The sequence below is a fragment of the Citrobacter sedlakii genome (genome assembly GCF_018128425.1).
GTDB classification, from domain to species: domain Bacteria; phylum Pseudomonadota; class Gammaproteobacteria; order Enterobacterales; family Enterobacteriaceae; genus Citrobacter_A; species Citrobacter_A sedlakii.
This window is the reverse complement of record NZ_CP071070.1, coordinates 1,324,152-1,337,964: the sequence shown is the minus strand read 5'-3', so window position 1 is coordinate 1,337,964 and position 13,813 is coordinate 1,324,152. Positions and strand designations below refer to the sequence as shown.

The following is a 13,813-nucleotide window of genomic DNA, read 5'->3' as shown; positions in this document are numbered from 1 at the left end:
GCATTTATTCAAAACGGCCTCAGGCCCCTTCCCGTCGGCGCCGCACTCACCCACATCACCACCGCAGCAATCATTAAGAACGTCCCTCCGGCTAATGCCAGCGTCAACCATCCTACCTGCCGCCACAATACCGGCGCACTGTTGCCGCTCAGTCTGGCCGCCAACGTCCGGAAGCTGTGCACCAGCAGCGCCAGCGATGTAATAGTGAGCGATGTCCCTGCCGCCATCGCCAGCGCCGAGGCCATTCCCCAGTAAAAAACGCCGATGACTTTGCTGAACAGCAGTACCATGATTGCGCCGGAACAGGGACGCATCCCCATTGAAAGAATAATCATCAGCCGGGCGCGCCAGTCGTCATCGTTGCTTAGCTGCTGCGGATCCGGTAAATGCTGATGCCCGCAGCCGCAGTTTTCATGATGCGTATGGTGCGGCGTGAAGGCGATGAATTTGGGCTTTCGCAGCAGCGCGCGCAGCTTTTTCAACGCCCGCCAGCAGAGCAGGAGCCCGAGGACGCCGACCAATGCGTAACTGCCCTTTTCGAGCCAGAAACTGCTCAAATGGAGTTGCCTTGCCGGAAGCTGTAGCACGCCAAGCACCAGCACCACCAGTCCAATCGCCACCAGCCCTTGCAATAGCGAGGATGCCAGCGTCAGGCCGATACTCGATTTCAGCTTAGAAGGATGGGTCGCCAGCCAGGTCGCGATCACCACCTTGCCATGCCCTGGCCCCAGCGCATGCAGCACGCCATACAAAAAGCTGAACAGCAGCAGCGAGCCGCCCGCCTGTGCCGGATTCGCGGCAACGGTCTTCAGCAAAACGCCCATCTGCTGATTAACTTCCCGCTGCCAGAGCACGCTTTTAATCATCACCTGCGGCCATGCCTGCCAGAGCCAGACGCCGCCCACGGTAGCCAGCAATAAAAACAGCGCCAGCGGCCAAAGAGCCATCCAGCGGCGTGAAGGAAGACGAGTGGGTGACATTACCGACATCTCAGGGTGACCTTCTGCGCAAATTGTTTACCCAGTTCCATATCTTCCGGCGGCGCGTCCGCTTTATCCAGCGACTGGGCAAATCTCAGGGATTCTTCGCTGGGGGTCGGGGTATGCATGGCAATGTCGCACTGCGTTGCCATCGCCGGAGAGAGCGTGGCGTCACTGTCTTCTTCATAACTCATATCGACGTAATAGCTGGGATCGAAAGTAGAAAAGGTAAAGGTTTGCCCGCTCAGCGGCTGCGGTTCAGCGAGTGGCAGAGTAAACGTCAGTACAGCCTGATGGGCTTCACGCGCCATACCGTATTCCGTGGGACGATTTTTAAATTTCACCCGCTGCCCGTTATGCCACATTTCGGTGAAATAATGCTGTCCCAGCACGTTCGCCATCACTTCCGCCGCCAGTTTCTTCCAGACTTCCGAGCCGGGTTTCGCCTCCCCCGCGTCGTAAAGCAGGTCGGCTGAGGTTAACTCATCCATCGTCCAGCGCATTTTTAACGCGATCAGCCGACCATCCTCACTCACCGTTTCTGTTTTCAGGCGGATAAAGCTATGAGGATGCGCCACCGCCATAGAGGTCATAAAAAACATCAGGCACGCCAGCGCGCTGCGTTTAACCAGTGGCATCATTACCTCTCAATTCGGCTACAGGCCACGAAAAACCAGCGTGGCGAAACTGACCGAGAGGATAGCAAAGAAATCTGTAAAATTGGGCGCGGATTTCGTGTCTCGATTCAGTTCTCATTTTTGATATTTTCCCGCCGCGTTGTTCAACACGCCAACGCCAAATTTTGCTTCGCCAACGGCAATATGATGCATAAATGTTAATTAATAGTTTCAATAACACTAAAAAAATAACACAAGCTGTCTCTACTAAAGGCTAACTCACTCCAAATTAAACATTAATTTAACCTTGCATTCTCCAAAAAATAACAATTAAGGGCATTGATCACATTTAGCAAACTTATGATTCATAGCATCTTCCCTTCGTTGCTAATCTCGTGGCGTGACATGCTCTGGTCCCTACAAAAGGAACAACAATGAAATTCAAACTCGCATTACTCAGTGCCACTCTGGTTTCTGCATGCATGTTGTCCGGCACGTCCTTTGCGGCAGAAAAATATGAAATCGCTGTGGTTGCAAAAGTGACGGGGATTCCATGGTTCAACCGCATGGAAACCGGCGTCAATGAAGCGGCGAAAAAGCTCGACGTCAACGCTTACCAGACCGGTCCGTCAACGCCCGATCCGGCGCAGCAAGTGAAAGTGATTGAAGATCTGATTGCCAAGAACGTGAACGCGATCATTGTGGTCCCGAATGACGCGAAAGTCCTTGAGCCGGTTCTGAAGAAAGCGCGCGATAAGGGGATTGTCGTCCTGACCCACGAGTCACCTGACCAGCAGATCGGTCAGTGGGATATTGAAACCATCGACAGCGAGAAGTACGCGCAGGCGAACGTTGACGAACTGGCGAAAAACATGGGTGGAAAAGGCGGCTACGCCATTTACGTTGGTTCGCTGACCGTACCGTTGCACAACGCCTGGGCCGACTACGCCATTAAGTACCAGAAAGAAAAATACCCTGACATGTTTGAAGTGACTTCGCGCCTGCCGGTGGCGGAGAGCATCGATAAATCCTACGCCACAACGCTGGATCTGATGAAAACCTACCCGCAGATGAAAGGCGTTATCGGGTTTGGCTCGCTGGGTCCGATCGGCGCAGGCCAGGCGGTACAGAAAAAACGGGCGAAAGATAAAATCGCCGTGGTTGGGATCGCGATGCCAGCACAGGCCGCGCCGTATCTGATGCGCGGTGATATCAAGAAAGCGATGTTGTGGGATCCGAAAGACGCTGGTTACGCGCTGGTCACGGTCGCCGATCAACTGCTGCAGGGCAAAGAGGTGACGCCGGATCTGACCATCGACGGTTTAGGGAAAGCCGATGTCGACATGGAAAAGAAAGTGATTCGCTTTAATAAGATCCTCGAAGTCACCAAAGACAACGCACAATCGCTCGGTTTCTAAGGCTTTTTGCCAACACCAGGGAAACCCAACGCCGTTCGTCTGAACGGCGCTATCAATAAAAATTAACACTTAGCGCCCTTCGGGGCGCTCGCAGGGGTATTGTCCATGACAGACACCACCGCATTTATCACTCTTGAGAATATCAGCAAGCAATTCCCGGGCGTGCTGGCGCTGGATAACGTGAATCTGACGCTGAAAAAAGGCGAAGTTCACTGCCTGGCAGGACAGAACGGCTGCGGAAAAAGCACCATCATTAAAGTGATTTCGGGCGTTTATCAGCCGGAAAAAGGGGCGCAGATCCAGTTGGATGGAAAACTGTTCCACCATCTTTCTCCGCAGCTCTCTTCACATTATGGCATCCAGGTGATCTATCAGGATTTATCCCTGTTCCCCAACTTCAGCGTGGCAGAGAACATTGCCGTCAACCGCTACCTACCCGGCGGCGATATCTGGGTACGCCGCGGCGCAATGAAACAACAGGCGCTGGCGGCAATGCGGCGCATTGGCGTGTCCATCGATCCGGACAAAAAAGTCGAAAAGCTGTCGATTGCCGACCGCCAACTGGTGGCTATTTGCCGCGCCATTGCCGCCGAAGCGCGGCTGGTCATTATGGATGAACCTACCGCTTCGTTGACCCGCCAGGAGGTTAACGGCCTGCTGCGGGTGGTAAACGAACTTAAGGCAGATGGCATCTGCGTGGTGTTTGTCAGCCACCGGCTTGATGAAGTGATGGAAGTGGCGGACCGCATCAGCGTCATGCGTGACGGCAAGCTGGTGGGCACGTATCCGGCAAGCGAGCTCGACAGCCACGAGCTGGCGTTCCTGATGACCGGCCAGCGCTTTCATTACAGCCCGCTCCCGGAAAAACCGTCGCCTGAGCAAGAACCCCTGCTTGAGCTACGCAACCTGAGCCGTCGTGGAAAATATCAGGACATCAATTTGTCGCTGCGCAGCGGCGAAATCGTGTCGATTGTCGGGTTACTGGGCGCCGGGCGCACCGAGCTGTGCCTGAGCCTGTTTGGCATGACCCAGCCGGAAAGCGGTGAAATTCGGATCAACGGTCAGCCGGTCCGGCTGCGTAATAACCAGGATGCTATCCGGCATGGGATCGGCTATGTCTCGGAGGATCGCCTGACGCAAGGGCTTATCATGGATCAGTCGATCTATGACAACACCATCGTCACGGTTTACGACAAACTGCATACGCGCAGCGGTCTGCTGGACCATCGCCACGCGCAAAAACAGGTCGCCGGACTGATCCGTGAACTGAACATTAAGGTTTCCGATCCGCAACTGCCGGTAAAAACGCTGTCCGGCGGAAACGCCCAGCGTATCGCCATTGCCAAATGGGTGGCGACCAGCCCACGGATTCTGATCCTCGATTCACCCACCGTGGGCGTGGATATCGCCAATAAAGAAGGGATCTACCAGATCGCCCGCGACCTGGCGGAGCAGGGAATGGCGGTGCTGATGATTTGCGATGAGATCCCGGAAGCCTATTACAACAGCCATCGCGTGCTGGTGATGCGTCGCGGAAAGTTGGTGGCGGAGTTTAACCCGCATCGCTGCTCTGAACAGGATATTGCCGAGGTGGTAGAGGTCATCCATGAATAATAATCGTCTCTCCCGCTTAGCGGGACACCATGAATTTTGGCTCGGCCTGCTGGTGATTGCGCTGGCGGTCGGGCTGAGCATCAAAACCGATGAATTTCTGTCGTTAGGTAACCTGACGGATGTCGCCACCAGCTACGCGATCCTCGGCATCCTCGCCTGCGGGCTGTTTGTGGTGCTGATCTCCGGCGGTATCGATATTTCGTTTCCGGCGATGACCGCCATTGCGCAGTATGCGATGGCAAGCTGGGTTATTGCCCACGGCGGCAACTTCCTGCTGGCCCTGGCGCTGGCCTGCGTCGTCGGGCTGCTGCTCGGCTTGCTCAACGGCTTTCTCGTTTACTGGCTGCGCGTACCGGCGATCATCATTACCATCGCCACGCTTAACGTCTATTACGGTCTGCTGGTTTACGCCACCAAAGGCACCTGGCTGTACGGCTTCCCGGACTGGTTTATGAACGGCATTAACTGGTTTTCGTTCACCGCCGCCGACGGTTATGACTACGGGCTAACCCTGCCATTGTTGTGCCTGGCGGCAGTGATTGTCTTTACCGCCGTGCTGATGAACTTTACCCGCCTGGGCCGACAAATTTACGCGATGGGCGGCAACCGCGACGCGGCCTCGCGCCTCGGTATGAATCTGCTGAAGCTGCATTTCTACGTTTACGGTTACATGGGGATTCTGGCCGGGGTCGCAGCGGTTGTGCAGGCGCAAATCACCCAGTCGGTAGCGCCAAACTCGCTGCTCGGTTTCGAACTCACTGTGCTGGCGGCAGTAGTGCTCGGCGGCACCAGCATGAGCGGCGGACGCGGCACGCTGACCGGTACGCTGCTCGGGGTGATCCTGTTGGCCTTTTTGCAAAACGGCCTGACGCTGCTGGGCGTCTCATCTTACTGGCACACCGTTTTCAGCGGCGCCATCATCCTGGTCAGCATCAGCGCGACGGCCTGGAACGAAAAACGCAAACTGGCAAGGGAGCTCTAAGATGAAAACGATAGCACGCGTTTTACCCGGTGATGCCATCATCCGCCTGCAGTGCGTCATTATTATTGTCGTTGCCGTGATCTTTTCCGCGCTGCTGGGAAGCCGTTTTTTCAGCGCCGCCAATTTCCAGTCCATCGGCTCGCAGTTGCCGATCCTCGGTATGCTGGCGCTCGGCATGGGGATGACCATGCTTACTGGCGGCATCAACCTGTCGATTATCGCGGGCGCTAACGCCTGTTCGCTGGTCATGGCGGCGATCATCGTCAGTCAACCGGATAACCCGCTGTTTCTGGCGCTGGCGCTGCTGGCGGGCGCAGCGGTGGCCGTAGCGATCGGTGTCGTAAACGGGGCGCTCATCGCCTGGGTCGGCGTCTCACCCATCCTGGCGACGCTCGGTACGATGACGCTGATCTCCGGGTTGAACATTTTACTTTCCAACGGCACGGTGATTTCTGGTTTCCCGACAGCGATTCAGTATCTCGGTAACGCCACTGTCGCCGGTATTCCCGTCGCCCTGCTGCTGTTCCTGCTGGTTGCCGTCCTGCTATGGGTTTTGCTGGAGCACACCACGTTGGGGCGCAGCCTTTATCTGATGGGCTCCAACGAGCAGGCGACCCGCTACAGCGGTGTGAATACTGTGCGGGTGCAAATCTCGGTCTATGTCATTTCCGCTCTGCTCGGCTGGGTGGCGGCCATCTTGATGATGGCCAAGTTCAATTCGGCGAAAGCCGGCTACGGCGAGTCGTACCTGCTGGTGACCATTCTCGCCTCAGTGCTGGGCGGCATTAACCCGGACGGCGGCTTTGGGCGCATTATCGGCCTGGTGCTGGCGCTGGTGGTGCTGCAAATGCTGGAGAGCGGCTTTAATTTGCTGGGGATCAGTAGCTATCTGACCATGGCGCTCTGGGGCGCGGTGCTCATCCTCTTTATCGCATTACAGAATCGTAAAGCCTGATTTCAGGAGAAAAATGATGGCGAGTTATTTTATTGGTGTGGATGTAGGAACCGGTAGCGCCCGCGCAGGGGTGTTTGATCTCAACGGCAGAATGGTTGGACAAGCCAGCCGTGCGATTGAGATTTATCGTCCGCAGGCCGATTTCGTCGAACAGTCGTCAGACAATATCTGGCAGGCGGTGTGCAACGCCGTTCGCGATGCCATTAATCAGTCAGATATCAACCCTATTCAGGTCAAGGGGTTAGGCTTTGACGCGACCTGTTCGTTGGTGGTGCTCGACAAAGAGGGACAACCGCTGACCGTTAGCCCGTCGGGGCGCAGCGAGCAGAATATTATTGTCTGGATGGATCACCGCGCCATCACCCAGGCGGAACGCATCAACGCCCTGCACCACCGCGTGCTGGACTACGTTGGCGGTATTATCTCCCCGGAAATGCAGACCCCAAAGCTGCTGTGGCTGAAACAGCACATGCCGAATACCTGGGCCAACGCGGGCTATTATTTTGATTTGCCTGATTTCCTGACCTGGCGCGCCACCGGCGACGACACCCGTTCATTGTGCTCCACGGTCTGCAAGTGGACCTATATGGGCCACGAGGACAAATGGGATGCCAGCTACTTCCGCGAAATTGGCCTTGAAGATCTGCTGGAACACGATGCCGCCAAAATTGGCCGCTATGTTAAAACGATGGGCGAACCGTTGGGTCACGGTCTGAGCCAGCGCGCCGCCAGCGAAATGGGACTGATTCCGGGCACGGCGGTGAGCGTGTCGATCATCGACGCCCATGCCGGTACGCTCGGCACCCTGGGCGCCAGCGGCGTGTCGGGCGATGTGGCCGATTTCGATCGCCGGATCGCCCTGATTGGCGGCACCTCGACCGGCCATATGGCGATCTCTAAAGAACCGCGCTTTATCAGCGGCGTCTGGGGACCGTACTACTCAGCGGTGCTACCTGAATACTGGCTTAACGAAGGCGGACAATCCGCCACCGGCGCGTTAATCGATCATATTATTCAGTCACACCCGTGCTACGAAACGCTGCTGGCGCAGGCTACGTCGCAGGACCAAACTATCTATGAAGTGCTCAACGCGCTGCTGCGAAAAATGGCGGGCGAGCCGGAGAACATCGCCTTTTTAACCCGCGATATACATATTCTCCCCTACTTCCACGGTAACCGTTCGCCGCGCGCCAACCCCACCCTCACCGGGGCGATAAGCGGGCTGAAACTATCGCGGACTCCGGAAGATATGGCGCTACAGTATCTGGCCACCATTCAGGCCATCGCGTTGGGGACACGCCATATCATCGAGACCATGAACCAGAGCGGTTACAGTATCGACACCATTATGGCCAGCGGTGGCGGCACCAAGAATCCCGTCTTCGTGCAAGAACACGCTAACGCCACCGGCTGCGCGATGCTGCTGCCGGAAGAGAGCGAGGCGATGCTGTTGGGCGGCGCCATGATGGGCACGATCGCGGCGGGCGTTTTTGAGAGCTTCCCGGAAGCGATGTCGGCGATGAGCCGGATTGGCAAAACGGTGACCCCGCAGACCAACCGCATCAAACAGTATTACGACCGTAAATATCAGGTGTTTCATGAAATGTATCAGGATCATATGAAGTACCGCCAACTGATGCAGGCGGCGTCATGAGCCGCGCATGGCAACAGGCCACCGCCACCTGGACGCTGTATAGCGAGGCGCTGGCCGGACTGGCCGAACATCTGAGCGAGGCGCAGTGGCAGGCGTTAATGGCGGCGCTACGCACTTGCCGGGGGAAAATCGCCGTCACGGGCGTCGGCACCTCCGGCATCGCAGCGCGAAAAATCGCCCATATGCTGGCCTGCGTTGAACGTCCGGCGATCTACCTTAACGCCACCGACGCCGCGCACGGCGACCTGGGTTTTTTGGACGCGGACGATCTGGTCATTATGATCTCTCGCGGCGGGAACTCAGATGAGCTAACGCGCCTGCTGCCAGGACTCGCGGCGAAAAATGTACCGATTATCAGCGTCACCGAAAACGCTGACTCCGCCATCGCCCGCGCCGCCCGGCTGGTGATTTCAACAGGCGTTAAGCGTGAGGCCGACCCGCTAAACATGCTGGCGACCACTTCGATTATGCTGGTCATCGCCATTTTCGACGCCGCCTGCGCCTGCCTGATGAGCGAAAGTGGTTACTCAAAAGAGACGCTGTTGTCGGTGCATCCCGGTGGCGACGTTGGATTAACGTTACGCCAGACGCGTTAGCGTTTCCCGCTCCGCCGGCATCGGCGGGGCGTCTTTCAGACAACCGAACGATAAAAAAGCAAAAAATGCGCTTCAGGCGCTGCGTTTCACTCCTTCCTGACGCCCTGTACGTGAAAAATTCTGTGACCTTCCTCAGCAATCCTGACCTAAAGCATTTCATTCGTAATTATTATGGAAAAACTTTAGCTATTCTTATCAAACATACATTCGGGAGGTTCGACAGATGATGCCAACGCTTGCTCCGCCATCTGTACTTTCTGCTCCCCAGCGCCGTTGCCAGGTTTTGCTGACGCTTTTCCAGCCAGGGCAAATTGCCACCGCGGAAACATTCAGCGCGCTTAATGGCGTCGATGATGGGCTTGCCCGCGAAGATGTCACCGAAACGGGACGCGAGATCCAGCGCTATCATCGACTGAGCATCATTTCTGGCCCTGACGGTTGCTACCGGATCGAAGGTACAGCGCTCGATCAGCGCCTCTGCCTGCTGCACTGGCTGAGACGCGGCTTACGGTTATGCCCCAATTTTATTTCCCAGCACTTCTCGCCCGCCCTCAAGCGCGAGCTAAAGCAGCGGGGGATCCTGCGCACGCTCTACGATGACACCAACCTTCACGCGCTGATCAACCTCTGCGCCCGCCGTCTGCAAAAGCCGTTCGAGAGTCGCGACGTGCAGTTTTTACGCCTCTATTTGCAGTATTGCCTTTTGCAACATCACGCGGGCATTGCGCCGGAATTTAATCCGATCCAGCAGCGCTGGGTGCAAACCTGCGCCGAATATCAGCTCGCCCAGGAAATTGGGCGCCACTGGCAGCGACGCGTGCGACAGGATGCGCCGCTCACGGAGTCGCTGTTTATGGCGCTGCTGTTTTCGATGGTGCGCCTGCCCGATCCGATCCGCGACAACCATCAGCAAAACCGGCGGCTACGGCTGGCCATCGCCCGTCTGGTGCTGCGCTTTCGCGAACTGGGCGCGGTGCGGTTCAACGATGAACAAGGGCTGAACGATCAGTTATACATTCACCTTGCCCAGGCGCTGAACCGCAGTCTGTTCTCGATCGGTATTGATAACACCCTGCCGGATGAATTCGCGCGTCTGTATCCACGCCTGATGCGCACCACCCGCGAGGCTCTGCGCGGTTTTGAAGAGGAATACGGCGTTGCGTTTTCCGAAGAAGAGACGGGTCTGGTGGCGGTGATTTTCGGCGCGTGGTTGATGCAGGAAAATGATCTACACGAAAAGCAGATCCTCTTACTGACCGGCGATAACCGCATGCTGGAGCAGCAGATAGAACAGCAGCTTCGCGAACTGACGCTACTGCCGTTAAATATCAAACCGGTGCCGATGCGGACATTTCAGCAGGAAGGGTCGCCGCGCGGCGTCGCGCTGATCGTCACGCCTTACACCACGCCGCTGCCCCTGTTTTCACCGCCGCTGATACACGCGGCGGAGGCGTTAACGCCGCACCAGCAACAGCAGATCCGCAAAATGCTGGAGTCAGGCTGAAGCCGTTACTTTTGGCCGCAGCGCCATCGCGGGCAGAGCCACCAGCGCCATCACCCAGAACACGCCGTTGCCCAGATGCTGATAGAGGAATCCGGCAAAGACCGTCATGATGGCGATACTGCCGCCCATCGCCACCGCGGAATAGACCGCCTGCAGGCGAATCACTTCACTCCCCTGCCGCGCGGCGATATAGCGCATCGCGGCCAGGTGACATACGGTAAACGTGCCGCAGTGCAGGATCTGCGCCACAATCAACCACGGCAGCGCGGTGGTCCAGCCCATCAGCGCCCAGCGAATCACGCCGCAGACGGCGGAAAGCAGCAACAGGTCGCGGGCGCTGAAGCGGCGGAACAGCTTTTTGCTAAGCGCGAAGATGACAACTTCCGCCACGACGCCAAGCGACCACAAATACCCTACCGCCGAGGCCGAATACCCGGCCCCCTGCCAGTAAATCGCGCTAAAGCCGTAATAAGCGGCATGCGCCCCTTGCAGCAGGCAAACGCAGGCCAGAAAGCGCCAGCTCTGGGTCACCAACGCTCGCCACGCCGGCCATCCGGCGCTCTCCTGCTGGCGGCTTTCTCCCTGCGGCGGCACGCTCGGACGCAGCAGCATACCGAGCAGCATGGATGCAATCCCCAGGGTGAGCATTACCAGAATCGCCCGATAATCAAACAGACTCACGAGTTTACCGGTTAGTGCCGAGCCGATCACAAAGGCGACTGACCCCCACAGACGCACCCGGCCATAGTCCATCGTGATCTGTTTTTGCCAGGTGTTTGCCAGCGCATCGGTTAACGGCACCAGCGGGGAGAAAAAAAGGTTAAAGCCGACCATCACGACCATCAGCCACGCCACGTGGGCGCCCGCCCAGAATGCCAGCGCGAACACCAGCGTCAGCAGCGCAAGGATGCGCAGCGCTGAAATCAACCGCGACGGGTCGCTGACCCGGGGGGCAATCAACAGGCTGCCAAGAAAACGGGCGATCAGTCCGGCGCCCAGCAGCAAACCGATGGTTTCGGGGGTTAACCCGGCGCCATTGAGCCAGACGCTCCAGAAAGGTAAGAAAATACCGTAGCTAAAAAAATAGGTGAAGTAACCGAGCGCCAGCCAGCGCGTGGAGTGCAAGACCATGATTCCCTCCCGTTTGGAGGCGATAGTCTGGCGATAAACGCAGGCTGACGCAAGTGAACATTAACAGCGGGATAACCTCTTTTTTGCCTTAATCAACGCGGATTTGCAGTCCAAAACGGCACGCTTCTCCCGCACTTAATACACGTAATCCCGGCTGTCCCGGCATGTGGTGGGCGTTAACCGGATGCGACTGCGGCTCAAGGCAGAGGAATGACCGACCCGGCATTCTGAACAGCATCAGCCAGGGAGTTTGCGCTGAAAGCGTGATCTTCATCACGCCATGTCGGATGACCGCCCGTCCTCCCCAGCCGGAATAGCCCACATTCAGCCAGCGATCCGCGCCATTATGCGCCCGGCTGAAATCCGCTTCTGGCGGAATGTCGCTGCGCCAGGCCAACGGCAGGTGCTGTTCCCCTTCCGGCCAGTAGCCGCTGGCGGAAAACTGCGCTGTACTTTGCGCGTCAAAAGCAAACCAGGGATGAAATCCACAGCCGTAAAGCATCGGTCGCTCACCCTGATGGGTTATCGAGAGCTGCGCCGCCAGCGTTGCGCCGTCGAGAGCGTAACGCAAGGTGGCCCAATAATCGTAGCCGCAGGGGTGCTGGCTTCGCAGACGCAAAACGCAGTGCTGATCGCCAGCGTCGGCCACCTCCCAGCGTTGACGCCAGCCGTCTCCGTGCAGCCAGAACGTGGGGTCAGCATCATGCAAGGGCAGTTGAACGTCGCCGTCGCGCTGGGAAAAACGGTTTCCCGCCACACGGTTAGCCACCGGCAACATGGGAAACAGCCCACCCGCGCCGTCGCCTGTATACAATACTGGCTGCTGATGTGGTAACGAAAACAGCGTCAGCAGCCTGCCTCCTTGCGGATCCACGCGCATCCGCAGATGCGCGTTTTGCAGCGTCAGCGCGGTGCTCATGAACGTGCGCTTTTCTGCTGCGCCGACGGGCTGGTTTTCAGCTGTTTAGCCGCCAACTGTTCTTCCAGCGCTTCCAGCGTCACGCCTTTGGTCTCCGGCACGTTACGCAGGATGTACAGAAAACCCATTGCGCAAATCACGCCATAGAGCAGGAAGCTGCCTGCCGCGCCGAGTCCGGCATTGAGCAGCGGAAAGGTATACGTCAACAGGAAGCAGGCGATCCACAGCGCCAGCGTCCCCAGCGACATCGCCAGACCGCGCACCCGGTTGGGGAAAATCTCGGAAAGCAGCACCCAGGTTACCGGGGCAAGGGTCATGGCATAGATCGCGATCGCCGCCAGTACCAGAACCAGCACCGGCCAGCCCATGATCCCCATGCCATACGCGCCCGCAATCAGCACATAGATGACAGTCAGACCGGATGCGCCAAACAACATCAGTTTGCGTCGACCAATTTTGTCGACCAGCGGCAGCGCGGCAAGCGTAAACACCAGGTTAATGATGCCGGTGGCGACGATGGATTTCAGCGTACCGTTAATGTCGAAGCCCGCAGAGGCGAAGATCTCCTGGGCATAGTTGAAGATCACGTTGATCCCGCACCACTGCTGGAACACCGCAAGCACCATCCCGATAACCACGATCGGCTTGATCTGCGGCTGTAGCAGCGTCGACCAGGCGACTTTATGGTTATCTTTACGCAGGGAGTGTTCAATCTCTTTCAGCGTCTGCCCGGCGTACTCCGTACTGCCAATCCGCTGTAGCATCGCGCGCGCCCGCTCCGGTTTCCCCGCTTTCACCAGCCAGCGCGGCGACTCCGGCACAAAAAACATCAGCACCAGAAACGCCAGCGCCGGAACAAGCTCGGCGCCAAACATCCAGCGCCAGCCGGTCTGACCGTTCCAGCTTTCCACGATGGCCTGTTGCGTCGCGCCTGGCGCGACGGGTTCGGCGATCAGCAGGTTGATCAGCTGCGCCGCGAGCACGCCGATCACAATAGTTAACTGGTTAACCGCCACAAAGCGACCGCGCTTTTCCGCCGGACTGACCTCGGCGATGTACAGTGGACTCAGGGCTGAGGCCAGACCGATCCCGATACCGCCGACGATGCGGTAAATAACAAACATATCGAAATTATGGGCAACGGCGGTTCCCCATGCCGAGGCGCTGAACAGAATGGCCGCGAGGATCAGCGGCATTTTGCGACCGAACTTATCGGCGCACCAGCCGGAAATCAGCGCGCCAAAAATACAGCCCACCAGCGCGGAACTCATTGCCCAGCCGGACTGCGCCGGATCGGTAATGGAAAAGTACGCTTCATAAAAGGGCTTTGCCCCACCAATGACCACCCAGTCATAGCCAAACAATAAACCGCCGCAGGCCGCAACCAGACAAATGGTCCAGACGTAGCCGATATTCAGGTGTGTCTGCGCATTATTCATGTTG

12 protein-coding genes are annotated in these 13,813 nt (G+C 57.4%); 7 read left to right on the top strand and 5 right to left on the bottom strand.

What is annotated here, in order from left to right; genetic code table 11:
* Positions 1–8 precede the first annotated feature (8 nt).
* Entirely contained in the window at positions 9–989 is a 981-nt protein-coding gene (locus JY391_RS06365; RefSeq protein ID WP_211935419.1) for a nickel/cobalt transporter, read from the bottom strand.
* Positions 980–1,618 (bottom strand): DUF1007 family protein, encoded by a 639-nt coding sequence (locus tag JY391_RS06360; protein WP_199956835.1) that lies wholly within the window; start codon positions 1,616–1,618, stop codon positions 980–982. The genes JY391_RS06365 and JY391_RS06360 overlap by 10 nt, the downstream gene beginning before the upstream one ends.
* A 413-nt stretch (positions 1,619–2,031) precedes the next feature.
* Here JY391_RS06360 and JY391_RS06355 point away from each other — a divergent pair, with 413 nt between their 5' ends.
* From JY391_RS06355 to csiE, 7 genes are all read left to right on the top strand, one after another.
* On the top strand, positions 2,032–3,015 hold the full coding sequence (locus tag JY391_RS06355) for an autoinducer 2 ABC transporter substrate-binding protein (RefSeq protein WP_060570492.1): 984 nt from the start codon (positions 2,032–2,034) through the stop codon (positions 3,013–3,015).
* A gap of 105 nt (positions 3,016–3,120) precedes the next feature.
* A complete protein-coding gene (locus JY391_RS06350) occupies positions 3,121–4,629 on the top strand; it encodes a sugar ABC transporter ATP-binding protein (protein WP_060570491.1) in 1,509 nt (502 codons plus the stop codon).
* The gene (locus JY391_RS06345) at positions 4,622–5,611 is read left to right on the top strand and encodes an ABC transporter permease (protein WP_042291441.1); all 990 of its coding nucleotides are present in this window, start codon (positions 4,622–4,624) and stop codon (positions 5,609–5,611) included. The genes JY391_RS06350 and JY391_RS06345 overlap by 8 nt, the downstream gene beginning before the upstream one ends.
* A 1-nt stretch (position 5,612) precedes the next feature.
* On the top strand, positions 5,613–6,566 hold the full coding sequence (locus JY391_RS06340) for an ABC transporter permease (protein WP_060570489.1): 954 nt from the start codon (positions 5,613–5,615) through the stop codon (positions 6,564–6,566).
* A 16-nt stretch (positions 6,567–6,582) separates the two neighbouring features.
* On the top strand, positions 6,583–8,220 hold the full coding sequence (locus JY391_RS06335; RefSeq protein ID WP_042291448.1) for an FGGY-family carbohydrate kinase: 1,638 nt from the start codon (positions 6,583–6,585) through the stop codon (positions 8,218–8,220).
* Positions 8,217–8,816: a KpsF/GutQ family sugar-phosphate isomerase gene (locus tag JY391_RS06330; RefSeq protein WP_211935418.1), complete on the top strand. Its 600-nt coding sequence runs from the start codon at positions 8,217–8,219 to the stop codon at positions 8,814–8,816. The genes JY391_RS06335 and JY391_RS06330 overlap by 4 nt, the downstream gene beginning before the upstream one ends.
* 223 nt (positions 8,817–9,039) lie before the next feature.
* On the top strand, positions 9,040–10,320 hold the full coding sequence (gene csiE, locus JY391_RS06325; RefSeq protein WP_060570486.1) for a stationary phase inducible protein CsiE: 1,281 nt from the start codon (positions 9,040–9,042) through the stop codon (positions 10,318–10,320).
* Here csiE and JY391_RS06320 read toward each other — a convergent pair.
* From JY391_RS06320 to JY391_RS06310, 3 genes are all read right to left on the bottom strand, one after another.
* The gene (locus tag JY391_RS06320) at positions 10,312–11,451 is read right to left on the bottom strand and encodes a 3-phenylpropionate MFS transporter (RefSeq protein ID WP_042291457.1); all 1,140 of its coding nucleotides are present in this window, start codon (positions 11,449–11,451) and stop codon (positions 10,312–10,314) included. The two genes, csiE and JY391_RS06320, sit on opposite strands and share 9 nt — an antisense overlap.
* Positions 11,452–11,539: 88 nt before the next feature.
* Positions 11,540–12,370 carry an aldose 1-epimerase gene (locus tag JY391_RS06315; protein ID WP_211935417.1) on the bottom strand — a complete coding sequence of 277 codons (831 nt, stop codon included), beginning with the start codon at positions 12,368–12,370 and terminating at the stop codon, positions 11,540–11,542.
* Entirely contained in the window at positions 12,367–13,809 is a 1,443-nt protein-coding gene (locus JY391_RS06310; protein WP_060570484.1) for a sugar porter family MFS transporter, read from the bottom strand. Before JY391_RS06310 ends, JY391_RS06315 begins: the two co-directional genes overlap by 4 nt.
* Between the last annotated feature and the right edge of the window lie 4 nt (positions 13,810–13,813).